This is a genomic window from Acidocella aluminiidurans, from assembly GCF_055383125.1.
In genome coordinates this window covers 885,213-906,187 of sequence record NZ_AP031589.1, presented here as the reverse complement: position 1 = coordinate 906,187, position 20,975 = coordinate 885,213, and the positions used below count along the sequence as shown (strand labels likewise).

The 20,975-nt window shown below is 65.7% G+C and carries 24 protein-coding genes and 1 pseudogene; 8 read left to right on the top strand and 17 right to left on the bottom strand.

From position 1 onward, the window contains the following. Positions 1–174: 174 nt before the first annotated feature. Both speD and speE read left to right on the top strand, forming a co-directional pair. Positions 175–629: pseudogene (speD, locus tag ACZ46S_RS04655) on the top strand (adenosylmethionine decarboxylase). Positions 630–879: 250 nt separating this feature from the next. Next, complete coding sequence (gene speE, locus ACZ46S_RS04650; RefSeq protein WP_295738421.1) at positions 880–1,746, top strand: polyamine aminopropyltransferase; 867 nt, start codon at positions 880–882, stop codon at positions 1,744–1,746. A 116-nt stretch (positions 1,747–1,862) separates the two neighbouring features. Here speE and ACZ46S_RS04645 read toward each other — a convergent pair whose 3' ends face one another. Beyond that, positions 1,863–2,498, bottom strand: coding sequence for a DNA-3-methyladenine glycosylase family protein (locus tag ACZ46S_RS04645; RefSeq protein WP_464063556.1), 636 nt, complete (start codon positions 2,496–2,498; stop codon positions 1,863–1,865). Between the two features lie 39 nt (positions 2,499–2,537). Further along, positions 2,538–2,786: a hypothetical protein gene (locus ACZ46S_RS04640; RefSeq protein ID WP_464063555.1), complete on the bottom strand. Its 249-nt coding sequence runs from the start codon at positions 2,784–2,786 to the stop codon at positions 2,538–2,540. A 204-nt stretch (positions 2,787–2,990) separates the two neighbouring features. Here ACZ46S_RS04640 and ACZ46S_RS04635 point away from each other — a divergent pair, with 204 nt between their 5' ends. Beyond that, positions 2,991–3,203 carry a hypothetical protein gene (locus ACZ46S_RS04635; RefSeq protein WP_464063554.1) on the top strand — a complete coding sequence of 71 codons (213 nt, stop codon included), beginning with the start codon at positions 2,991–2,993 and terminating at the stop codon, positions 3,201–3,203. A 147-nt stretch (positions 3,204–3,350) separates the two neighbouring features. Here the strand turns inward: ACZ46S_RS04635 and ACZ46S_RS04630 are convergent, their stop codons facing one another. Next, the gene (locus tag ACZ46S_RS04630; RefSeq protein WP_295738429.1) at positions 3,351–3,995 is read right to left on the bottom strand and encodes a helix-turn-helix transcriptional regulator; all 645 of its coding nucleotides are present in this window, start codon (positions 3,993–3,995) and stop codon (positions 3,351–3,353) included. A gap of 191 nt (positions 3,996–4,186) precedes the next feature. Here ACZ46S_RS04630 and ACZ46S_RS04625 point away from each other — a divergent pair, with 191 nt between their 5' ends. After that, positions 4,187–4,420, top strand: a complete 234-nt coding sequence (locus ACZ46S_RS04625) for a hypothetical protein (protein ID WP_464063553.1) — start codon at positions 4,187–4,189, stop codon at positions 4,418–4,420. Here ACZ46S_RS04625 and ACZ46S_RS04620 read toward each other — a convergent pair. The 7 genes from ACZ46S_RS04620 to ACZ46S_RS04590 all read right to left on the bottom strand — a co-directional run bounded on the left by ACZ46S_RS04620 (position 4,417) and on the right by ACZ46S_RS04590 (position 10,768). After that, on the bottom strand, positions 4,417–4,893 hold the full coding sequence (locus ACZ46S_RS04620; protein ID WP_464063552.1) for a DUF4232 domain-containing protein: 477 nt from the start codon (positions 4,891–4,893) through the stop codon (positions 4,417–4,419). The two genes, ACZ46S_RS04625 and ACZ46S_RS04620, sit on opposite strands and share 4 nt — an antisense overlap. Before the next feature lie 76 nt (positions 4,894–4,969). Beyond that, positions 4,970–5,692, bottom strand: a complete 723-nt coding sequence (locus ACZ46S_RS04615; RefSeq protein ID WP_464063551.1) for an urease accessory protein UreD — start codon at positions 5,690–5,692, stop codon at positions 4,970–4,972. A 1-nt stretch (position 5,693) separates the two neighbouring features. After that, positions 5,694–7,400, bottom strand: a complete 1,707-nt coding sequence (ureC, locus tag ACZ46S_RS04610; protein WP_464063550.1) for an urease subunit alpha — start codon at positions 7,398–7,400, stop codon at positions 5,694–5,696. 3 nt (positions 7,401–7,403) lie between these two features. Beyond that, on the bottom strand, positions 7,404–8,096 hold the full coding sequence (locus ACZ46S_RS04605; RefSeq protein ID WP_464063549.1) for an urease subunit beta: 693 nt from the start codon (positions 8,094–8,096) through the stop codon (positions 7,404–7,406). A gap of 61 nt (positions 8,097–8,157) precedes the next feature. Continuing rightward, complete coding sequence (locus ACZ46S_RS04600) at positions 8,158–8,835, bottom strand: urease accessory protein UreF (protein WP_464063548.1); 678 nt, start codon at positions 8,833–8,835, stop codon at positions 8,158–8,160. Further along, on the bottom strand, positions 8,832–9,281 hold the full coding sequence (locus tag ACZ46S_RS04595; RefSeq protein ID WP_464063547.1) for an urease accessory protein UreE: 450 nt from the start codon (positions 9,279–9,281) through the stop codon (positions 8,832–8,834). Before ACZ46S_RS04595 ends, ACZ46S_RS04600 begins: the two co-directional genes overlap by 4 nt. Next, positions 9,278–10,768: a leucyl aminopeptidase gene (locus tag ACZ46S_RS04590; protein WP_464063546.1), complete on the bottom strand. Its 1,491-nt coding sequence runs from the start codon at positions 10,766–10,768 to the stop codon at positions 9,278–9,280. The genes ACZ46S_RS04595 and ACZ46S_RS04590 overlap by 4 nt, the downstream gene beginning before the upstream one ends. Positions 10,769–10,855: 87 nt before the next feature. On the opposite strand from ACZ46S_RS04590, the gene cysQ reads away from it, so the two are divergent. Next, the gene (gene cysQ / locus ACZ46S_RS04585; RefSeq protein WP_464063545.1) at positions 10,856–11,614 is read left to right on the top strand and encodes a 3'(2'),5'-bisphosphate nucleotidase CysQ; all 759 of its coding nucleotides are present in this window, start codon (positions 10,856–10,858) and stop codon (positions 11,612–11,614) included. A gap of 8 nt (positions 11,615–11,622) precedes the next feature. On the opposite strand, the gene ACZ46S_RS04580 is transcribed toward cysQ, so the two are convergent. Further along, positions 11,623–11,895: a hypothetical protein gene (locus ACZ46S_RS04580; RefSeq protein ID WP_464063544.1), complete on the bottom strand. Its 273-nt coding sequence runs from the start codon at positions 11,893–11,895 to the stop codon at positions 11,623–11,625. Here ACZ46S_RS04580 and ACZ46S_RS04575 point away from each other — a divergent pair. Next, complete coding sequence (locus tag ACZ46S_RS04575) at positions 11,876–12,184, top strand: hypothetical protein (protein WP_464063543.1); 309 nt, start codon at positions 11,876–11,878, stop codon at positions 12,182–12,184. The two genes, ACZ46S_RS04580 and ACZ46S_RS04575, sit on opposite strands and share 20 nt — an antisense overlap. 37 nt (positions 12,185–12,221) lie before the next feature. Continuing rightward, entirely contained in the window at positions 12,222–12,374 is a 153-nt protein-coding gene (locus ACZ46S_RS04570) for a lipoprotein (RefSeq protein ID WP_295738459.1), read from the top strand. A 186-nt stretch (positions 12,375–12,560) separates the two neighbouring features. On the opposite strand, the gene trpA is transcribed toward ACZ46S_RS04570, so the two are convergent. Together trpA and trpB are read right to left on the bottom strand one after the other, a co-directional pair. Beyond that, positions 12,561–13,364: a tryptophan synthase subunit alpha gene (gene trpA / locus ACZ46S_RS04565; protein WP_464063542.1), complete on the bottom strand. Its 804-nt coding sequence runs from the start codon at positions 13,362–13,364 to the stop codon at positions 12,561–12,563. Beyond that, positions 13,361–14,578: a tryptophan synthase subunit beta gene (gene trpB, locus ACZ46S_RS04560; protein WP_295746258.1), complete on the bottom strand. Its 1,218-nt coding sequence runs from the start codon at positions 14,576–14,578 to the stop codon at positions 13,361–13,363. Before trpB ends, trpA begins: the two co-directional genes overlap by 4 nt. Before the next feature lie 201 nt (positions 14,579–14,779). On the opposite strand from trpB, the gene ACZ46S_RS04555 reads away from it, so the two are divergent. Beyond that, a complete protein-coding gene (locus tag ACZ46S_RS04555; RefSeq protein ID WP_295746260.1) occupies positions 14,780–15,304 on the top strand; it encodes a ferritin-like domain-containing protein in 525 nt (174 codons plus the stop codon). Between the two features lie 163 nt (positions 15,305–15,467). On the opposite strand, the gene ACZ46S_RS04550 is transcribed toward ACZ46S_RS04555, so the two are convergent. From ACZ46S_RS04550 to ACZ46S_RS04535, 4 genes are all read right to left on the bottom strand, one after another. Beyond that, entirely contained in the window at positions 15,468–16,946 is a 1,479-nt protein-coding gene (locus tag ACZ46S_RS04550; RefSeq protein ID WP_464063541.1) for an NADP-dependent isocitrate dehydrogenase, read from the bottom strand. Between the two features lie 102 nt (positions 16,947–17,048). After that, on the bottom strand, positions 17,049–18,473 hold the full coding sequence (locus tag ACZ46S_RS04545) for a glycosyltransferase family protein (RefSeq protein WP_464063540.1): 1,425 nt from the start codon (positions 18,471–18,473) through the stop codon (positions 17,049–17,051). Further along, the gene (locus ACZ46S_RS04540; RefSeq protein WP_464063539.1) at positions 18,470–19,909 is read right to left on the bottom strand and encodes a glycosyltransferase family protein; all 1,440 of its coding nucleotides are present in this window, start codon (positions 19,907–19,909) and stop codon (positions 18,470–18,472) included. Before ACZ46S_RS04540 ends, ACZ46S_RS04545 begins: the two co-directional genes overlap by 4 nt. After that, positions 19,906–20,916: an NAD(P)/FAD-dependent oxidoreductase gene (locus ACZ46S_RS04535; protein WP_464063538.1), complete on the bottom strand. Its 1,011-nt coding sequence runs from the start codon at positions 20,914–20,916 to the stop codon at positions 19,906–19,908. The genes ACZ46S_RS04540 and ACZ46S_RS04535 overlap by 4 nt, the downstream gene beginning before the upstream one ends. Between the last annotated feature and the right edge of the window lie 59 nt (positions 20,917–20,975).

Below are 20,975 nucleotides of genomic sequence, written 5' to 3'. Positions count from 1 at the left end.
CACGAAAAACCCCTGCTCCGCCAACGCGGGGCAGGGGTTAAATTTTTTGGGGTCTGGGGGCAAAATATCACTTGCATCCAGGGGGGGATGGCCTCATAAGCCGCCCCCACTGGCCCAGGGGGGCATGACGCGGTGTCATGTTCTACAGGCTGTCTACTAGTTAGGGGGTTCGCAATGAACGCACTTGCCCAACTGGGGATGGTCTCGGAGTCTCCGAGCGAAAACCAGATGATTTCCACGGTCTCCGACGAGGCACAGAAGGACTATTACGTCGAAAAAGACGGCGTGAAGTACGCCGGCATGCACCTGATCATCGATCTGTGGGGCGCATCCAACCTGGATAGCCCGCAGCTGATCGACCAGACGCTGTGCGACGGCGCGCGCGCCGCCGGCGCCACCATCCTGCACCACCATTTTCACCATTTCGAGCCGAATGGCGGCGTCTCCGGCGTCGTCGTGCTGGCCGAAAGCCATATCTCCATCCATAGCTGGCCGGAACGTAACTTCGCCGCTCTGGACGTGTTCATGTGCGGCTGCTGCGACCCCTACAAGCTGATCCCTTCCTCAAGGAAGCCTTCACGCCGTCGCACATCCAGATCAACGAGCAAAAGCGCGGCTTGATCGCGTAAGGATCCCAGGGGGCTCTGCCCCCTGGACCCCCGTTGGGGCCTGAGGCCCCAAACCCCTATTAGTTAAGCGTACCGTGAGGGAGGGGTCACTCGCCCTCCCGGTGTTATGCTTGAAACCCTGGCCCTTACGGGCGAGTGACCCCTCCCTCACGGTACGCTCAGTAGCGGGGGTCTGGGGCCTCAGGCCCCAGCAGGGGGTCAAGGGGGGCAGCGCCCCCCTTGGGTACTGACACGAACAAGGAGCGCTTTGATGGCCGAGACCTGGTTGAATGAGACGTTGTATCCGGATTGGGGGCAGCGCTTTAAGACTGTGCGTGAGTTGGCGCGGGTGAAGAGTGAGTTTCAGGATATCGGGGTTTTCGAGACCACGAGTCATGGCCGGGTTTTGACGCTGGATGGCGTGATTCAGATCACTGAGCGCGATGAGTTTGTGTATCAGGAGATGCTGACGCATGTGCCGTTGCTGGCGCATGGCCATGCCAAGGACGTGCTGATTATTGGTGCGGGCGATGGTGGTGTGTTGAAGCATGTGCTGATGCACAAGGGCGTTGAGCGCGCGGTGATGGCGGAGATTGATGGGGAGGTGATTCGCCTCTCCAAGGAATTCCTGCCGGGCATTGGCGGCGATGCGTGGACCAACCCGCGTGGCGAAGTGATTGTCGGCGATGGCATTGATTATGTGAAGAAGGCGCCGACGGGCTCTTTCGATGTGATCATTGTGGATTCGACCGATCCGATCGGCGTGGGCGAGGTTTTGTTCACGGACGAGTTTTACGAGAACGCGGCGCGGATTTTGCGCGAGGACGGGCTGATTGTGAATCAGTGCGGCGTGCCGTTCATGCAGGCGGATGAGCTGTATGAGACCTCGGTGCGGCGCAAGAAATTCTTCCCGTTCGTGTCGGCTTATGTGGCGGCGGTGCCGACCTATGTAGGCGGCTATATGACGCTGGGCTGGGCGGGCAAGAATCCGGCGCAGACCGAGGTGAGCGTGGACGAGATTGCCAAGCGCGCCGAGGCGGCGGGCGATATTGCCGGCAAGAGCGAATATTGGAGCCCGCGCGTGCATGTGGCGAGCTTCTGGCTGCCGCCCTACATCGCGAAACATCTGCCGAAGTAAACGCGTCCCGATGGCGGAGCGGCGCAACGCCGCGACGCCTGAATCGGGCCGCGCATCTAAAAAGGTTTTGCGGGGGTCGAAGGGGGAGCTGTTTCCAAACAGCTCCCCTTCCTTTTTTACGCCTTGCTGACGATCGTCCCAGGCTTCTTCAGTTCATCCGCCGCCCGCCAGAGATAGCGTGCCGCCAGCGTGCGGTGCGGCGCGAAGGCCTTGCCGATTTCGGCGAAGGCTTTCGGCTTTGGCTGGGCGTCCAGCCCGTGCAGGATGCGGTAGCCTTCGCGCACGCCGAAATCATCGACGGGAAAAACGTCAGGCCGCTCCAGGGTGAAAATCAGAATCATCTCCACCGTCCAGCGGCCGACGCCGCGGATGGTGATGAGGCGCGCGATCAGCTCTTCGTCGGTGAGGGTTTTCGCGACGCTGCGGGAGGGGATGGTGCCGTCAGCGGCCTTGGCGGCGACATCGCGCAGGGCGGCGACCTTGGAGGCGGAAAAACCGCAGGCGCGCAGCGTGGAGTCGGGAAGGGCGAGCAGCGTTTGGGAATCGGGGAGGGTTTCGCCGCAGGCGGAACGGAGCCGACCGAGAATGGATTGTGCCGCCTTGGCGTGGAGCTGCTGATGCGCGATGGCGGAGAAGAGCGCGTGATAGAGCTCTTTATGTTCGGGCTTGACCCGTGGCAGCTTGCCGAGCCGCGCAATGAGATCGCCGAGGCGGGGATCGGCTTTTGAAAGATGCGGCAATGGATCATCCATGCCGCATCCTCGCAGGCCCCGCCTAGGCGGGCAAGTCGATCAGGACTTGGTGGCGGTGGAAGAGGCCTTCTTGGTCTTCATCTTCTTCTTGGCGGCCACTTTCTTGTGGGTGGACTTCTTCGCCTTGTGGGCGGAAGCGGCCGGGGCGGACATGGTCGCAGCCGGGGCGGACGCGGCCGGGGCGGAGGTCGCCGGGGCGGTCTGCGCGAAGGCAGTGCCGGAGACGGCCAGGGTCAGGGCGGAGGCGAACGCCAGGGTGCGGGAGAACTTGGAAGACAGAGAAGCCATGTTTGTAAATCCCTGAGGGGTTATGGTTACAGCCGCGTGCATAATCCAGTGCAGAATAAAAACAAGAGGGACATGTCACGAAATTCAGCGCCGCGTTGCATTGTCTTACACAACTATGTGAAGGCCGCCGCAATCGCGACGCAAATCCGTCACAGGGTTCGGTCAAGTTGAAAACGCGTCTGAATATATGGCGAGGATTTAACAATGGCAGAGTTCAATGCGAGGCCGTTTGGGGCCCTGGTGCGGCGTATGGCGGTGGTGGTGCTGGCGGGGGCGGCGCTTGCCGGCTGCGTCTATTATCCATCCGACGGGTATTACAGTTCCGGCTATTATGCCGCGCCGCCGGTGGCCGTGGAGCCTGCGCCGGTTGTCGTCGGCGGCTGGTGGGGCTGGGGCGGCGGGCATCGCTGGCGTTAAGAGGCTGTTTCAAAAGTCGCTATGGTGAGTCGTCAAGTGGTGATTTGCGAGCACCGGAGCGCAGCGTACTTGAGGTACGTGAGCACCGGCGCGCAGCAAATCGCCGCTTGGCGGCCGCCAGAGTGGCTTTTCAAACAGCCTCTAAGCCTATTGGCTGGCCCAGATGATCCTGTGCATCCATAGAACCGCGCGGGCGGGAAAGCGCAGATCCGGATAATCCGGGTTCAGCGAGCCCAGCTCGATCCGCCCCGCGGTACGGCGCAGCAGCAGCTTCGCCATCACCGCCTCATCCTGGGTGCGGACCACCACGCGGTCGCCCTGGCGCACGGGGGCGGCCGGGGAGACGATGATGGTATCGCCCGGCCGGTAGACCGGCAGCATCGAATCGCCGTTGATGCTGAGCGCGTAGGCGTGCACATCGGCCACGGTGGGGAGCTCCACCTCATCCCAGCCGGCCCCGGCGGGATAGCCGCCATCATCGAAAAACCCTTCCGCGCCCGCCTGCGCCATGCCGATCAAGGGCAGGCGCGAGCGGCCTTTGGCGCGGGCCTCCGGGATGGCGCGCGCGCCGTTCACCAGGGCGGAGAAATCTTCCAGCTTGGCGCCGGTGGCTTCCAGGATCTTGGCAATACTCTCGGTGGAGGGCCAGCGCAGCTTGCCGTCCGGGGTGCGGCGCTTGGAGGGGTTGAAGCTGGTCGCGTCCAGCCCGGCCTGGCGCGCCAGGGCGGAGGGGGAGAGCCCGCGCTCCGCCGCCAAAGTGTCGATCGCCCGCCAGATGTCATCATGCCGCATGGGAGCCTGGTCAATCTTTTAAGATCAGAGATTTACGCGAGTTCGTAACAAGCGGAAAGGGAAAATAGGAATTTTTTCGGAATTTTCACCAAAAAATTGGCCCGAAAAGCCATTTTGTTCTTGTTATGTTCTGTTCATAGGAATATAAACCTTTCGTAACTCAACCTCAGGTAAGGCGAAAGGAAAATCCAATGTCATTCACGCTGCGCAATCTTTCTGTGCTGGCTTATGCGAACGGCTTCACGCTCTGGCACTACAAGGCCGGGAACGACAATCTGGCGGAGGCGGGTAAGCCTGGATTTTTTGCCGATGCGGCGGATCTGATGGCGGAGGGCGACATGGTGATGCTCTCCGGCGCCGAAGGCGGACGGATTGCCAGCATCGCCGGGGAGGGCAAGCGGATCGCCTTGCGGCCCATGGTTTAGCCGGGCGGTGGCGGGTCCAGCGCCAGAGGCGGCTGGGTGAGGCGGGCGGGCGCGTTGTCGGGGCCGCAGAGCGTGCCGGTGAAAATTTGGTGCAAATTGCCGCCCGGCCAGGAGAGACGCAGCTGCGCGGGCTTCAGACAGCGATTATGCGCATAGACCGGCGAGGAGACCCAGTACAGCCCGGCTGTCGCCTCTGCCCCGGCGGCCAGGCGAACGGGCGCGGCGCTGCCCTGGCGGGTGGGCTGGATGGGCAGGGGCTCGCCCTTCGCGGTCTCCATCGCCAGGGTCGGGAAGGCCGGCAGCTGGCAGGGGGCGGGGCCGAGATTGCGGAGCACCAGCAAGGTGCCGGAATGGGACATGCCGTCGAAATTGCCGTTTTCGGCGTCGAAACCGAGCGAGAGCTGGTCCGGCTTGCAGACCGGCAATGCAGAGGCAGGGGCGGCGAGACAAATAAGGAGCAAGGCGAGGCGCATAGGCTGTATGTAGCCGCGCCGTTCTAACTCCAAGCTGGAAAATGAATGAAAGTTTTTGCGGGCGGAGGGGGGGGGTTCAATAAGGCCCCATTGCTTCCCTCGCTTGCCCGACCAGCGCCGCCAGCGCGGCGCAGAGCGGCCCGGCCGGGCTGCCGGCCAGCGCGATGACATGGCCGGCATGATGCGCCAGCGCGCTGCAGCCGGCACCTGGCGGCAGCTTCAGGCCAGAGAGGTCGATCCCGAAGCCCCAGAGCTTGGCGCAGGTAAGGGGGCTGGCGCGCGGGGCCATATGCTCGGCGGCGAGCAGCCGGCCGTCTGCGGTGCGGGCGCGCAGGCTGGTGGTGAGCTGCCAGTCCGCCGCGCCGCCTTGCGGATTGTGGCTGAGGAAGCCATCCGCCAGCAGCAATTTCGCGCCTTGGCCGAGGGTGATGTCCCATGCCTGGATCAGCGCCGCGCCGGGGAGCATGATCAGCGGCCGGGTTTCATAGATCAGGCTGGCACCGGCGCCGATCTCCAGCCGGATAGTCTGGTGGGCGGGGGCGGCATCGCCCTGGCGGCGCACGGCGGTGGCGGCGGGTTGCAGCAGATGCGCGTGGGCGCCGGGGGCGAGGGTGATGTGCTGCGCCAGCGTTTCGCCGCCATGGAGGCCGCCGGAGATGGATTGCAGCGTCAGCCGCGCCAGCCTGCCGGTGCGGGCATGGGGCGCGGTGATCGCGTACGGGTAGCCAGCGAGGCGCTGGGTCAGGCGGGTGCGGCCATCCGCGCCGGGGGCGAAGCGCAGAGAGAGTTGCGGCCTCACCTCATCGCAACATATAGGCGCGGTTGAGCGGCACCTGCGCGGCGGGCGGGCCGGCGAGCAGGCGTCCATCCGCGCGGACTTCGAAGGTTTCGCTGTCCACCTCGATGTTCGGCAAGGCGTCGTTATGCAGCATATCCTTTTTGCCCAGCCCGTTGGTGTTGGCGATGGGCAGGAATGGTTTTTGCACGCCGAGCTTTTCCGCGCGACCGGCCTCGATGGCGAGCTTGGAGACGAAGGTGGCGCCGAGTTTTTGCGGGGAGAGCCCCAGGCTGCCCCACATCGGGCGTTGGATGTTGGGCTCGCTATCCATCATGCTGCCATTGGCATCGCCGCATGTGGCCCAGACGATGAAGCCGCTCTTCATCACCACGCGCGGTTTGATGCCGAAGCTGGCGCGCGGCCAGAACACCAAATCCGCCATGCGGCCGGGCTGGATGGAGCCTACGTAGGCATCGATGCCCGCGGCGATGGCGGGGTTGATGGTGAGCTTGGCGAGGTAGCGCTTGATGCGCTCATTATCGGCGCGGGCGGTCTTTTCTTCCGACAGGCGGCCCTGGCGGCGCTTCATCACGCTGGCAAGTTGCCAGCATTTGGCCTGGTTTTCGGCGAGGCGGCCCATGCCCTGGCTGTCGGTCGAGAAGATCGAGATGGCGCCCATATCGTGCAGCAGATCCTCCGCCGCCATGGTTTGCGGGCGCACGCGTGATTCGGCGAAGGCGAGGTCCTCGGGCAGGCGCCAGTTCATCGCATGGGCGAGGATGGTCATCGGCAGCCCTTCATTCAGCGCGTAGGCGGTGAAGGGGTTGGTGGGGTTGGTGGAGCCGGGCAGCACGTTGGCCAGACCGTTGACACGCAGCAGATCCGGCGCATGGCCGCCGCCCGCCCCTTCGGTGTGGAACATATGGATGGAGCGGCCATTGATGGCGCGGATGGTATCCTCGCAGAAGCCATATTCGTTGATCGTGTCTGTGTGTAGGCAGACGGAAAAATCATGCCGGTTGGCGGCGATCAGGCAGCCATCGATGACCGCGCCGGAGGCCCCGAAATCCTCATGGATTTTCACCCCCAGCGCGCCGCCGGAGACGGATTCCTCGACCGCCCCCGGGTCTGAACAGCCGCGCCCGAGGAAGCCGAAATTCAGCGGCGAGAATTCCGCCGCCTGGATGAGCTGGCCGAGAATGGCGGGGCCGGAGCAGGAAACATCGAAATACGGGCCGGGCGACATGCCGATGATGGTGGTGGTGCCGCCGGCCAGAGCGTGGTCCGATTGCTGCGGGCAGAGGAAATGCGCGTGGCTCTCGATGGCGCCGGGGGTGACGATGTAGGCTTCGGCGTGATGCACGGCGGTGTTGGGGCCGGTGCGCAGGTTCGGGTCCACGCCTGCCATGATGTCCGGATTGCCGGCCTTGCCGATGCCGACGATCCGGCCATCGCGGATGCCGATATCGGCTTTGATGATGCCGAGCACCGGATCGAGGATGGTGGCGTTCTGCACCACCGCATCCAGCGCGCCGGAAGCGCGGGTGCCGGTGGTCTGGAAGCCTTCGCCGTCGCGCATGGCTTTGCCGGCGCCGGTGGTCAGCTCATCGCCGTAGGTGGTGTAATCCTGCTCGATTTGCGCGAGCAGGCCGGTATCGCCGAGGCGGACCATGTCGCCCTTGGTGGGGCCGAAAGTGGCGGCGTAGTCGGCGCGGGTCATTTTCACCATGGCTCAGGCTCCCTTGTAACCGCGCGCGCGGGCGGCTGCGCGGGCGGCTTGCGCGATCTCCGGATCGTCCAGCCGGCCATTGGTCAGCCCGGCCTGGCCGTGGATGAGGCGCGCGCCGGCCATGGCGACGAGGGTGATTTTTTTGGAAATGCCGGGCTCGAAGCGAATGCCAGAGCCGGAGGGCACATCCAGCCGGAAGCCGAAGGCGGCGTTGCGGTCGAATTGCAGCGCTGGGTTGGTTTCGAAAAAATGCGCGTGGGAGCGGACCTGGATGTCGCGGTCGCCGGTGTTCAGCACCTCGATCTCGAGGCGCGCGCGGCCGGCATTGAGCTCGATCTCGCCGTCTTCGGGGATGAGCTCGCCGGGGATCTCGACCCCCTGGTTTTCCTGGCCATCGGCGATCGGGCGGAAGACGATGACGAGCTTGGTGCCTTCAGGGAAATTGGCTTCGACGGCGATGAATTCGGTGAGGGTCGGCACGCCGGGTTCGACGTCATCCGGGGTAAGGAGGTTTGCCGCCATATCGACGATGGCCTGGTAAGCAAGCCCGCAGCGCGCCGCCAGCAGCATCTCATCGGCGATGAGGGCGACAGCTTCCGGGTGCGAAAGCTTGACGCCACGGGCTTTCAGCCGCCGCGCATGTTCGGCGGCGGTAAAAATGGTAAGCCGTTCCAGCTCAGTCGGCGACAGATTCATGCCCGCACTCCAGGATCAAAAGTTTTTTGGTGCCACTTTTTTTCAAAAAAGCGGCTTCTGCCTAATTCGAAAATAGCTGCTGCGGTTGGGTCGGGTGGCGCATCATCGCAATATCTGCCAACGGCGTGAACCCACCGATTTCATCCAGCTTCGGCAAAGACAACGCTACCCATTCCGCCAGACGTGGCTGCAAGCCCTGCAAGGCAAGTTGCGCATCCAGTGCCCCAATCAGCCCGAGCCTAACCGCCGCCGAGCCCAGCGCCTGCGCGCTGGAATGGGCCGAGACGGCCAGCGCGGTGGGCAGATCCAACCCGGCACCCGCCAGCACGATGCCCATCACCACCGGCAGATGCCCCGGCACCTCGCTGGCATTCACCCGGTCCCGGTAGGCCGACGCGCCCGGCGTGCCGAGGCGGACATGGGTGGAGAGCAGCGCGGCGCCAGCGCGGCGCGAGCCCTCGCGGGCGGCGGCAGCGAGGCTGAGGGCCTCGGTGAGCTCGTCAAGTTCCTTGAGCGCGTCTGGATTATTCGCGTTCAGGTAGGCATGGGCGGTCAGCGGGCGGTCCTGCGTGGCCCAGCGATGCTGCATCTGCCCCGCCAGGAAGGAAGGCCAGTCCGCCCGGGTGAGCAGACCGTCCGCCGCCAGGCTTTCCACCCCCCAGGAGAAGGCGAAGCCGCCGGAGGGGAATTGCCCGTCGGCGAATTGCAGCCCGCGCAGGAGGTTCAGCGCGTCGCTCACTCCAGCACCTTCACCTTGCCGGCATGTTCCAGCTCATGCAGCCGGGCCAGGTAGGTTTCGCGGGGATGGTCGATGGCGACGAGCAGGCAGCCCTCATCGAAACGCACCCGCCAGTGCAGATTGCCGGCCATGTAGCCCAGCTCCAGCCCGCCGCCATTTTGCGGTTGCAGCCGCAGCCAATCCTGCGCGCCGACCTTCAGCACCACGGCCTTGTGGTCGCTCAGGTACAATACCGCGCCGTCAGTGAGGCTGACATCGCGGGGCAGCGCGATAAAGCAGGGCGTGCCGTGGTCGGTCTGGGCATGGAAGCGCCGGCGGGGCAGGTCTTCCTGTGTCACCACCAGCGTTTCCACATGCCCGCCATGATGGCCGAGATCGTGAAGTTTCTCGGCAAAAGCGGGATCTTTCTTGTCGCCCAGGATGGTTTCGATGAGCAGTTCGCTCATGCCTCGAAGCCCCGGGCGAAATGGTCGAGCAGGCGCACGCCGAAAGCGGTTGCCCCTTTCGGGGTGACGCCGGCATCCTTGGTGGCCCAGGCCATGCCGGCAATGTCCAGATGCGCCCAGGGCGTGTTGTTGACGAAGCGCTGCAGGAATTGCGCCGCGGTGATCGAGCCGCCGGCGCGCCCGCCGCCGATATTCTTCACATCGGCAATGGCGGAGTCCAACTCCTTATCGTAGGCCTCGCCTTCCTTGGCCAGCGGCATGCGCCAGAGCTTTTCGCCGACGATTTCGCCGGAGGCGACGAGTTTCTCCACCAGCTCGTCGCTGTTGGAGAACAGCCCGGCATATTCATGGCCAAGCCCGACGATGATGGCGCCGGTGAGGGTAGCGAGATTGACCATGAATTTCGGCGCGAAACGCTCCTGCGCGTAATAGAGCACATCCGCCAGCACCAGCCTTCCCTCGGCATCGGTGTTGAGAATCTCGACGGTTTTGCCGGCATAGCTCTTCACCACGTCACCCGGGCGGGTGGCGGCGCCCGACGGCATGTTCTCGACCAGCCCGACCAGGCCGATCGCATCCAATTTCGCCTTGCGCCCGGCCAGAGCGGCCATCAGCCCGGAGACGGCGCCGGCCCCGGCCATGTCCCATTTCATGTCCTCCATGCCGGCGGCGGGCTTCAGCGAGATGCCGCCAGTGTCGAAGGTGACGCCCTTGCCGACGAAAACCAAAGGCTCTTTCGGCTTCTTTGCCTTCTTCTCATCGCCGCCGGAGGCGCCGAGCCATTGCATCACCACCATGCGCGGCTCGCGCACCGAGCCCTGGGAGACCGCGAGCATGGTGCCGAAGCCGAGCTTCTCCAGCTCCTTCTGGCCGTAAACCTCGATCTTGAGGCCAAGCTTCTTCAAGCCCTCCAGCCGCTCGGCGAATTCCGCCGGGCAGAGAATGTTGGCCGGCTCGGAGACCAGGTCGCGGGCGAAATCCACGCCGCTCGCCACCGCCTTGGCGCTGCTCCAGGCGGCCTCGGCCTCCTTCGGCGCGGCGCAGAGCAGTTTCAGCTTTTTCAGCTTCGGCTTGGCCTCCTCCTTTTCGGTGGTGCGGTATTTGTCGAACCGGTAGGCGCGCAGGCTGGCCCCCAGCGCGATCTGCGCGGCCTCGTCGGCGCTGAAGCCGGCGGCAACGAGGCTGGCCTCGCTCTCCTGGCTCAGGCTGGTGGCAAGTGCTGCCCCCAGCAGCTCGGCGCGGCGCGGCGCATCGGCCTTGCCGGTGCCCAGCAGCAGCACGCGCTTATAGCCGCCGATATGGTAGAGATTGAGGCTCTGCCCGGCCTTGCCCTTGAAGCTGGCGGCCTCGATCGCCTTGGCCAGCGCGCCGTCATGGCGCTCATTCAGGCTGGCGGCGTCCTCGCGCAGCGGCGCGTCCTCGGCCAGGGGGAACACCAGCACCCCGTCTTTCGGCAATGCGGATTTCGCGAACAAGATCTCGACCATGCGACCACCTTCTGTCTTCAAACTGCCGCAACCATATCACCGCCGCGCATCTTGGCCAGCCGGGGGGAGGGGGGTAAGACTCTGCGCATGCAAGACCTTCTTTCGCTCGCCGTGCGCCTGGCCGACGCGGCCGCTGCCACCATCCGCGCCATCCGCGCCGCCGGCTTCGAGGTGGAGACCAAGGGCGACGAGACCCCGGTGACGATCGCCGACCGCCAGGCGGAGGCGCTGATCACCGCGGGCTTGCGGGACGCGGTGCCGGCGATTCCGGTGGTGGCGGAAGAGGAGGTGGCGGCCGGGCGGATCACCGTGCCGGGGATGATGTACTGGCTGGTGGACCCGCTGGACGGCACCCGCGAATTCGCCGCCGGGCGGGATGAGTTCGCGGTCTGTATCGGGCTGATCGTCGGCGGCGCGCCGGTGCTGGGGGCGGTGGCCTCGCCGGCCTTGAACGAGCTGCATTTCGGGCTGGTCGGGCAGGGGGCGTGGCGGCGGCAAGGCGGGGCGGAGGCGCGCATTCAGGTCCGGCGCCCGCCAGAGGAGGGGCTGAGCGTGTTCGCCTCCCGCCACTACCAGGACGCGCCGGAGCTGAAAGCCTGCCTGGCGGATTACCGGGTGGCGGAGCTGGTGAATATCGGCTCGGCGCTGAAATTCCTGCGTCTGGCCGAAGGGGTGGCGGATTTCTACCCGCGGCTGGGGCGGACGATGGAATGGGACACGGCGGCGCCGCAGGCGGTGCTGGAGGCGGCCGGCGGGGCGGTGCTGACGCGCGAAGGGACGGCGCTGCGCTACGGCAAGCCGGGCTGGGAAAACCCGGATTTTTTCGCCTGGGGTAAACGCTCTTAATCTCGCCATCATGAAGTCATGATCCGGCGCACTATATCATCATCATGAAACGCATTCTTGTTCCCCTTCTGGTGGCCGGGTCGCTGGCATCCCTTACAGGCTGCGTCTATGGCTCTGGTGGTTATGGGTATGACCGTCCGGATGGCGGTTATTATTCGTCCGGCGGCTATTCCCAACCGGGTGGTTATTATTACGGCCAGCCCGGCTATGTGTCCGGCGGCGGCGTCTTCGTCGGCGGCGGCGATCATGATGGCGGCTGGCATGGCGGCGATCGCGACCATGATGGCGGCTGGCATGGCGGACCGGACCGGCGCCCCCCGCCGGGCGGCTGGCATGGCGGCGGCCAGGATGGCGATGGGCATGGCGGCCCTGGCGGCCGGCCCGGAGGCCCGGGTGGCGGTCCGGGGGGCGATCATGGCGGCGGTCCCGGCGGCGGCCCTGGTGGCGATCATGGCGGCGGTCCCGGCGGCGGCCCCGGGCATGGCGGGGGGCCTGGTGGTGGCGGCCCGGGTGGGGATCATGGCGGCGGGCCGCAAGGCGGCGCCCATGGGAATTCTTTCTTCGGTTTGACCAATCAATAACGGGGCGCTGCTCCGGGTGAGGACTCATGCGCAAAATGCTGTTGCCGCTGCTGTTGCTGGCCGGGCTGTCTGGCTGCGTGATGTATGGCGCGGGCGGGGGCCCGAATGGTCAGCCCTATGATTTGAACGCGCCGCCGCCCAACCCGCCCCCGCCGCCTTATCCTGGGCCGGCGCAATAGGCGCATGAGGGACGCTTCAGCCCCTGTCCGGGTGACAAAAGCCTGACAGAGAGCGATGGGTGTTTAAAGCCTCAGGCTTTTAACCTGAGGCTCTAAGCTTTGTTTTAGCGCGCAATTTCATGTGTTTATCTTGGCGCTGGCGCGTCAGAACATAAAGAGGGCGAGCGGGTGTAAACCCCTCTCGCTTTACGCCGCCTGTTTGCGCACACCCCGCACGCCGTCGGCCAGGGCCCGCACATCGCGCAGCACGGCGTCCTTATTCTCCTTGCACAGCGTATCGATCAGCGCCGAGGCGACGATCGCGGCATCCGCATGCGCCACCACGGTGGCGGCCTGCTCGGGCGTGCGGACGCCAAACCCGACCGCGATCGGCAGGTCGGTGGCGGCGCGCAGGCGGGGGATGTCGCGCGCCAGATCCGCTGCCGAGGCGGTGCGGGTGCCGGTGATGCCGGTGATGGAGACGTAATAGACAAAGCCCGACGAGCCTTCGAGCACCTGCTTCAGCCGTGTATCGGAGGTGGTGGGGGCGATCAGCCGGATGATGTCCAGCGCATTCGCCTTGGCATCGTCCAGGATCAGGTCGGCTTCCTCGGGCGGCAGATCGACGATGATCAGCCCGTCCACCCCGGCCTTCGCGGCATCGACGCAGAATTGCGGCACGCCGTAAGAGAGGATGGGGTTGAGATAGCCCATCAGCACCAGCGGGGTGCGGGTATCGCTGGCGCGGAACTCGCGCACCAGGTCCAGTACGCCCCTCAGCGTCGCCCCGGCCTTCAGCCCGCGCAGCCCGGCGGCCTGGATGGTCGGGCCATCGGCCATCGGGTCGGTGAAGGGCATGCCGATCTCGATGATGTCCGCGCCATTGGCGGCCATGCCCTGGAGCAGCGCCAGGGTGGTCGCGCGGTCAGGGTCGAACGCCTCGACGAAGGGGATCAGGGCGCCGCGGCCTTGCTTGCGCAGGCCAGCGAATACACCGGCGATGCGGCTCATAGGCTTGTTCCCAGATGTTTGGCGACGGTGAAGATATCCTTATCCCCACGGCCGGAAAGGTTGAGCAGGATGATCTGCTCCTTGCCCATCTCCGGCGCGATTTTGGAGATATGGGCCAAGGCGTGGGCGCATTCGAGGGCGGGGATGATGCCCTCGGTGCGGGCGCAGAGCTGGAAGGCTTCCAGCGCCTCGCTATCGGTGATGCCGACATATTCGACGCGCTTGATGTCGTGCAGCCAGCTATGCTCGGGGCCGATGCCGGGATAATCCAGCCCGGCGGAGATGGAGTGGGCTTCCAAAATCTGCCCGTCATCATCCTGCAGCAGATAGGTGCGGTTGCCGTGCAGCACGCCGGGGCGGCCTTTGTTGAGGCTGGCGGCGTGCTCGCTCGTATGCATGCCCTTGCCGGCGGCCTCGACGCCGATGAGGCGCACATTGGGTTCGTCCAGGAAGGTATGGAACAGCCCGATGGCATTCGAGCCGCCGCCGACCGAGGCGATGGCGACATCCGGCAGGCGGCCTTCGGCCTGCATCAGCTGCTCGCGGGCCTCGGTGCCGATGATGGTCTGGAAGTCGCGCACCAGCTCCGGGTAGGGGTGCGGGCCGGCGGCGGTGCCGATGATGTAGAAAGTGTCATGCACATTCGCGACCCAGTCGCGCAGCGCATCGTTCATCGCGTCCTTCAGCGTGCCCGCACCGGATTTCACCGGCACCACCTCGGCCCCCAGCAGCTTCATGCGGAACACGTTGGGCTGCTGGCGCTCGACATCGGTGGCGCCCATGTAAACCGTGCAGGGCAGGCCGAAGAGGGCGCAGACCGTGGCGGTGGCGACACCGTGCTGGCCGGCCCCGGTCTCGGCGATGATGCGGGTCTTGCCCATGCGCTTGGCCAGCAGAATCTGGCCGACGCAATTATTGATCTTGTGCGCGCCGGTATGGTTCAGCTCTTCGCGCTTGAAATAGATTTTCGCCCCGCCCAGATGCGCGCTCAGACGCTGCGCCTGCCAGAGCGGGCTCGGCCGCCCCACATAATGCGTCAGGTAATAATCCAGCTCTTTCTGGAATTCCGGGTCGGCCTTTGCCGCGCGGTAGGCGGTTTCCAGCTCCAGGATCAGCGGCATCAAGGTTTCGGCGACATAGCGGCCGCCAAATTCGCCGAAGCGGCCGCGCGCGTCGGGCCAGGCGCGCAGGCTGTTGGGGGTGAGGTCGTTCATGCGTCTCTTCTAGCGCAGCCGGCCGGAAGTTAAACAGGGCCGAGCCGGCGGCGCGTGGTAAAAAATCATGTCGTGATGACAGGCCGGACATGAATTCGGCGCGCCATGGCATCGATCCTGCTTGATCGGGCGGAGGGCAGGGTTTACGTATAAAGCGTGGACTGAGAATTATTCTCAATTATCGTGCGAAAAGGGTAGCGCATGTACGAGCAGGCGACCGGAGATAACCATTTTCTTGCCGACGTTCAGCGTTTGCGCGCCACCGCGCAGGCGATGATGGCCAGCGGGGCGGAGCCGGTGGGGTTGTTGCAGGCGGCGATGTCGGCCGAGATCGCCTGCGTGCTGCGCTACAGCCTGATCGCGATTTCCGCCGACGGGCTGGAGAATGAGTGGGTGGCCACCGAATGCGCGGCCCAGGCTGCGGATGAGCGCGACCATATGACGCGGCTGGCGGCGAGGATCACCGAACTGGGCGGCAAGCCGGATTACTACGCCGCCGGGCTGGCGACGCGCCATATGGCGCCGGAAGCCGCCAAGGGCTGCCTGCCGCGCCTGTTCGCGGAGAATCTGGCCGCCGAGCAATGCGTGATCGAGCTGTACCGGGAGCTGTCCGGGCATTTCGCCGGGCATGATCCGAAGACCCAGGCGATGCTCGATGAGATCATGGCGGATGAGGAAGCCCATACCAGCGATATGGAAGATCTGCTGACGACGCAGCTGATCTGAAACCCGTCCGGTTCGCGCCGAGAGCGAGATGGGTTTACACCCGCTCGCTCTACTCATGTTTGGCGAGCAAATTCATATGCTTTATCTTGACGCTGCCGCGTCAATCTAAACGCATATTGCTCTAAAAAAGGCCCCTTGCGGGGCCTTTTTGCGTTGGGTGGGATCAGCCTTCGCCCTGCGGCCGCTCAAACGCGTCCTTGCCGTCAAAACGCTGCAGCTTCTCGATATGCATCCAGGAGAATTTCGCGCCGATGCGCTGCACCAGATAGGAGATTTCCGGCTGGCCTTCGGCGGTGTTGCCGGCCAGCGAGATCGGGTGCTTCAGCATGAAGCGGGCGGCGAAATGGTCGACCAGGAAGGTCTGCCCGCCCGTCGGCGGATAGACGGTGACGCCACGGTTGGAAATGCCGGTGAGGGTGAAGGGGCTGTATTCGGAAATCTGCTCCAGCGTCTTGCCCAGCGTCTCGGCGTCCTGGTCGGTTTCCAGGAACACGTCGATGCCGACCAGCTCGCGGGTGGAGGGCTCCATATGCGCGGTCAGCTTCGGCCAGGCGGTGAGTTCCAGCTTCTTGTAGGTGCGGGACTTCATCGCGGAGCTGCGGCCGAGATTGGCGATGACCTGATCCGTATAGGCCTTGGTGCCCACGCCATGACCGCGCGGGGCGAGGTCCCCGGTGAGGTTGCGGCCCTCGGCCAGGGTGACGAACAAAGCCTGCTCGACGGTCTCAGCGACATCGAAGGCGCCGATATGGCGCAGCAGCATGATGGAGGCGCAGAGCAGGGCGGTCGGGTTCGCCATGTCCTTGCCGGCAATGTCCGGGGCGGAGCCGTGCACGGCCTCGAACATCGCCACCTGGTCGCCCAGGTTGGAGGAGGGGGCGATGCCCAGACCGCCGACCAGACCGGCCGCGAGGTCCGAGATGATGTCCCCATTCATGTTGGAAGTGACGATGACGTCGTAATTCTCCGGGCGGATGACCAGCTGATGGGCGCAGTTATCGATGATCACCTGGCTCGCCTTGATGCCGGGAAATTCGCGCGCCACCTTCTCGCCCATGCGCTTCATCATGCCCTCGGTGAGCTTCATGATGTTGGCCTTGTGGGCGACGGTGACTTCCTTGCGCTCCTCGGACAGCGCCACGCCGTAGGCGGCGCGGATGATGCGCTCACAGCCGGCGGCGGTCATCAGCTTCAGGCACTGCGCGACGGTGCTGGTCTGCATATGCTCGATGCCGGCGTAAACGTCCTCGACGTTCTCACGCACGATCACCATGTCGATGCCGCGGCCGGAGAAGGGGGTCTGGATGCCGGGAAGCTCGCGCACCGGGCGGATATTGGCGTAGAGCTCGAAATATTTGCGCATCGTCACGTTGGCGGATTTGCCGCCATAGCCGATGGGGGTTTCCAGCGGGGATTTCAGCGCCAGCTTGTTGGCGCCGATGGAGTCCAAGGTTTCACGCGGCACGCCGGTGACCACGCCGCGCTCGAACGCCTTGGCGCCGGCCTCGGCGAACTCCCATTCGATCGGGGCGTTGGCGGCCTCCAGGATGCGGATGGTGGCGTCCATGACCTCGGGGCCGATGCCGTCCCCCGGCAAAGCTGTGACTTTGGTCTTCGGGGTGGTCGAACCTGTCGCGGTCATGTCTTGGCTCCTATTTTCTGGATGGCGGCCTTATAGCCTTGTGTTGCGGCGCGGCATATACGTGCCGATGGCATTTCGGATATGGGCTATGGGCGGTCCTGGTTAACGCCCCGTGATGATAAAGGCACGCGCGGCGGGCGGATAGACGAAGCCCGGCGGCGGCGCTGCCGGGCCGGTCTGGCCGCACCAGCCATGCTCGCGGGTCCAGGCGCAGATCATGAGCGGATGTTTGCCGGGGAAGAAGCGGTCGCGCAGGACGCAGCGATCGCGGGTGAAGCCGGGCGGGATGGCGGTGGCTTCGGGGGCGACGATCGCATCGGCGCGGGCCGCATCCTGCATCCCGGTGAAATCGGTGCTGGCGAAGAGCGGCGTCATCGGCACGAAATGGCTGTTGACGATGCCGATGGCAACCAGGCAGGGATGCCGCGCCGCGAGGCGGCCATAGAGGCTGGTGGCGCTGCTGTCTTCCAGCAGCGCGTAGGCGGTGACGGGCGAGAGCAGCAGGCCGGAGAGCAGGGCCAGCACCAGCCGCCGGGAAAGCGGCCGCTCCGCCAGCCCGACGCCCACCAGCGGCACGATCAGCGCGATGGCCGGGAAGATGAAGCGCAATTCCTTATGGCCGAGCAGATTATGCTCGACCAGGATCAGCATTGCCGCCAGAGCCAGCATCGGCAGACGGCGCGCCCCGCGCCAGGCCAGCCAGGCGATGGGGATGATGGCCCAGAGCCAATCCTCCAGCAGATGCAGCGCATAGAAGCTGACCGGCTCGCCGCCGAAACTCCCCGCCGCGACGCCGAGCACGGCGTTCAGATAGATATTGAGCCAGAAAGAACGGAAGGGCTGGCCCCAGGTGAGCCAGTCCAGCCCCCCGGCGAGGAGCACCGGCAGCGCGGCGGCGCCCAGCGCCAGCCCCCAGCGCCGCGGGCTGCGCCCGCACAGCATCAGCCCGATCAGCGCGATCGCCGGGGCGAGCTGTTCGCGCAGCACGAAGCTCAGCCCCAGCAGCGCGCCGGCGGTGAGGATGTGCGCGCGCGCTTCGCTCTGGCGGGCGCGTGTGGCGACATAGCAGGCCGGCACCAGCGCGTAGGCGCTCAGCGATTCCTCCAGCGGGTGCGGTGCCATCAGCCAGAGATCCGGCCAGAGCGCGGCGAGCCCGCCGGCGATCCAGCCGCCGCGCGCGCCATGGAACATCCGGCCCCAGCCATAGGTGCAGCCGACCAGGCTGAGCGAGGCGAGGCAGAGCAGGAGCTTGGCGAGGAGCAGGCCGGTGACGGGGGCGCCGCCCAGCGCCTTCACCAGCCAGATCGGTCCCGCCAGCAGCCCGGGCACCAGCCAGGAGCGCATGCCCACCTGGAACTCCCAGGGCACCGGCCCGTGCCCATAGACCAGCCGATGCGCCTGGCCGAAATATTGGATGATCTCATCCGGGGCGACGATATCCTGGCCCCATATGGCGAGGGGCAGGCGCAGCGCCAGGGCCAGGATCATGACGCAGCCGAGCGGATGCGCGGCGAGGCGTGATCTCATGGCGGCCGGATCCGGAAGGGCTGGGCGGCGGCGGGGAAAGCGAGCTGCAAGGGCGGTACATTGCCAGAGACGGGCAGCGCGCTCTCGGTGCGGGTCCAGGCGCAGATACGCGGATTGGCTGGCCCGGCCGCGCCAGGGTCGCGGGTGACGCAAAGCAAGCGGGTGAAGCCGGGGGGAATGTTGGGTGAGCTTGCGGCGGCGACGATGGCATCGGCCTGCGCTGCGCCTTGGAGGGTGGTGAAGGCGGTCGCTCCGAATAAGGGCGCCAGCGGCATGAAACGCGTATCGGCATATTCCACCGCGACCAGTCGGGGATGGCGTGCGGCGAGCGCATGATAGAGCGCGAAGGCGTGGCGGGAGAGGGTGAGAGACAGGCTGAGGAACGGGCTACAGAGCGGCCCGGAGACCAGCAGGAGCGTGACCAGAAACACCGACCGCGCGCGTCGCAGCCCGGCCAGGCCGATGCCGGCCAGCGGCACCAGCAAGGCGATGGCCGGGAAGATGTAGCGGAATTCCTTATGGGAGATCAGGCTATGTTCCAGGATCAGCGCCAGCGCCGCCAGGCCCGCGGCGGGGGCGAGCCGCGCCCCGCGCCAGGCCAGCCAGAGCAGCAGCGGCAGCGTCCACAGCCAGTCCAGCGCCAGCCCGGCAAAGTAGAGCAGCGGTGGCGATGGGCTGAATAAGCCGCTGGCACCGCGCCCCAGGGCGAGGTTGAGCGCGATATTAAGCCAGAAAGAGCGGAAAGGCTGGCCCCAGCTCAGCCAGTCCAACCCGCCGACCAGGAGCACGGGAAACGCCGCCGCCCCCAGCCCCAGCGCCCAGCCGCGCAAGCTGCGGCCGCATAGCGCGATGCCGATAATGGCGATCGCCGGGGCCAGCGGCTCCCGCAGGGCAAAGCCCAACCCCAGCAGAAACCCGCCAATCAGCACATGAAGCGTGCTGTGCTTCAGATTGGCGAGGCAGGCGGCGGGAACCAGGCAATAGGCGGCCAGCGCCTCCTCCAGCGGGTGCGGGGCCATCAGCCAGAGATCCGGCCAGAGTGCGGCCAGCCCCCCGGCGATCAGCCCGCCGCGCGGGCCATGCGCCATCCGCCCCCAGACGAAACCGGCCCAGACCAGGCTGAGCGAGGCGAAACAGAGCAGGATGCGCACCAGCACGATGCCGGCATAGGGGGAAAGCTGGGCCAGCTTGGCCAGCTCCATCGGCCCGGCGAGCAGCCCCGGCAGCAGCCAGGAGCGCAGGCCGACCTGATATTCCCAGGGCACCGGCCCCTGGCCGTAGACCAGCCGATGCGCCTCGCCGAGATATTGCGCGATTTCATCGGGTGAGATGAAATTCTGGCCCCAGATCGCCAGAGGCAAGCGCAGGGCCAGGGCCAATAGACAGCAAACCAGGAGCGGGCGCGCCTGCAGCAGGCTGCGCCCGGCTGCGATCAACCCGGCACGCCTTTGCTGGTGGAATATTCGAAATGCAAAGCCGTATCCGGGTTGACGATGCCATAGATCGCGTGCGCCGCCATCGCCCCTTCGGCGAAGCCTTGCAGGATCAGCTTCAGCTTGCCGGGATAGGTGCAGATATCGCCCACCGCGAACACGCCGGGCAGGGAGGTCTGCATGTTATAGGGCGTCACCGCGACATGGCTCTTTTCCAGACCCAGGCCCCAGTCGTTGATCGGCCCCAGCTCCATCGCCAGCCCGAAGAAGGGCAGCAGCACATCGGCGGGCAGATGCTTTGTCGCCCCGTCCAGATCGGCGACTTCCACTGCTGCCAGCGCGCCGCCCGCGCCGTGCAGGGCGTGGAGCTGGTAGGGGATCACCATCTCCACCTGGCCGGCAGCGGCCAGCGCGTCGAGCTGGGCGGTGCTTTCCGGGGCGGCGCGGAATTTCGGGCGGCGATGCACCACGGCGATGCTGGCGGCGATGCCTTGCAGCGCCAGCGCCCAATCCACCGCCGAATCCCCGCCACCGGCGATGACCACGCGCTTGCCGCGCAGATCCTCACGCTTCTTTACATAATAGCGCACCGCCCCGCTGGCCTCGAACGCCTCCAGCCCGTCCAGAGGCGGGCGGTTGGGGCCAAAGGCGCCGGCGCCGGCCGCCAGGATCACGGCTTTGGCCCTCACCTCGTCGCCGGCGCTGGTGGTCAGGGTGAAATCGCCCGCGGTGCCGGCGAGGCCGGTCACCTGCCGGCCCAGCAGCTTTGCGCAGTCGAACGGCGCGATCTGTTCTTCCAGCTTGGCGATCAGCGCGCCGCCCTCGATGCCGGGATGGGCGGGAATGTCGTAGATCGGCTTTTCCGGATAGAGGGCGACGCATTGCCCGCCCAGCTCGTCCAGCGCATCGATCAGCACGCAGGACATTTTCAGCATCCCGCATTCGAACACCGCGAACATGCCGGCCGGGCCAGCGCCTATGATCGCCACATCGGCAGAAATCCGTTCCATGCGCTCTGCTTTGCCTCGGCCCCCTTTTCCAATCAAGCCGGTCCCGGCAAAACAATCTC

Bases quoted from the DNA above. Each gene is read 5' to 3' on its own strand.
- ACZ46S_RS04595 (WP_464063547.1), bottom strand. From the start codon at position 9,281: ATGAGCGAACTGCTCATCGAAACCATCCTGGGCGACAAGAAAGATCCC.
- cysQ (WP_464063545.1), top strand. From the start codon at position 10,856: ATGCAAGACCTTCTTTCGCTCGCCGTGCGCCTGGCCGACGCGGCCGCT.
- ACZ46S_RS04570 (WP_295738459.1), top strand. From the start codon at position 12,222: ATGCGCAAAATGCTGTTGCCGCTGCTGTTGCTGGCCGGGCTGTCTGGC.
- ACZ46S_RS04630 (WP_295738429.1), bottom strand. From the start codon at position 3,995: ATGCGGCATGATGACATCTGGCGGGCGATCGACACTTTGGCGGCGGAG.
- ACZ46S_RS04545 (WP_464063540.1), bottom strand. From the start codon at position 18,473: ATGAGATCACGCCTCGCCGCGCATCCGCTCGGCTGCGTCATGATCCTG.
- ACZ46S_RS04640 (WP_464063555.1), bottom strand. From the start codon at position 2,786: ATGGCTTCTCTGTCTTCCAAGTTCTCCCGCACCCTGGCGTTCGCCTCC.
- ACZ46S_RS04625 (WP_464063553.1), top strand. From the start codon at position 4,187: ATGTCATTCACGCTGCGCAATCTTTCTGTGCTGGCTTATGCGAACGGC.
- ACZ46S_RS04620 (WP_464063552.1), bottom strand. From the start codon at position 4,893: ATGCGCCTCGCCTTGCTCCTTATTTGTCTCGCCGCCCCTGCCTCTGCA.
- ACZ46S_RS04580 (WP_464063544.1), bottom strand. From the start codon at position 11,895: ATGGTCGCGATCGCCGCCATGCCAGCCGCCATCATGATCGCCGCCGCC.
- speE (WP_295738421.1), top strand. From the start codon at position 880: ATGGCCGAGACCTGGTTGAATGAGACGTTGTATCCGGATTGGGGGCAG.
- ACZ46S_RS04535 (WP_464063538.1), bottom strand. From the start codon at position 20,916: ATGGAACGGATTTCTGCCGATGTGGCGATCATAGGCGCTGGCCCGGCC.
- ACZ46S_RS04550 (WP_464063541.1), bottom strand. From the start codon at position 16,946: ATGACCGCGACAGGTTCGACCACCCCGAAGACCAAAGTCACAGCTTTG.
- ACZ46S_RS04605 (WP_464063549.1), bottom strand. From the start codon at position 8,096: ATGAATCTGTCGCCGACTGAGCTGGAACGGCTTACCATTTTTACCGCC.
- trpA (WP_464063542.1), bottom strand. From the start codon at position 13,364: ATGAGCCGCATCGCCGGTGTATTCGCTGGCCTGCGCAAGCAAGGCCGC.
- ACZ46S_RS04645 (WP_464063556.1), bottom strand. From the start codon at position 2,498: ATGGATGATCCATTGCCGCATCTTTCAAAAGCCGATCCCCGCCTCGGC.
- ACZ46S_RS04590 (WP_464063546.1), bottom strand. From the start codon at position 10,768: ATGGTCGAGATCTTGTTCGCGAAATCCGCATTGCCGAAAGACGGGGTG.
- trpB (WP_295746258.1), bottom strand. From the start codon at position 14,578: ATGAACGACCTCACCCCCAACAGCCTGCGCGCCTGGCCCGACGCGCGC.
- ureC (WP_464063550.1), bottom strand. From the start codon at position 7,400: ATGGTGAAAATGACCCGCGCCGACTACGCCGCCACTTTCGGCCCCACC.
- ACZ46S_RS04575 (WP_464063543.1), top strand. From the start codon at position 11,876: ATGGCGGCGATCGCGACCATGATGGCGGCTGGCATGGCGGACCGGACC.
- ACZ46S_RS04555 (WP_295746260.1), top strand. From the start codon at position 14,780: ATGTACGAGCAGGCGACCGGAGATAACCATTTTCTTGCCGACGTTCAG.
- ACZ46S_RS04635 (WP_464063554.1), top strand. From the start codon at position 2,991: ATGGCAGAGTTCAATGCGAGGCCGTTTGGGGCCCTGGTGCGGCGTATG.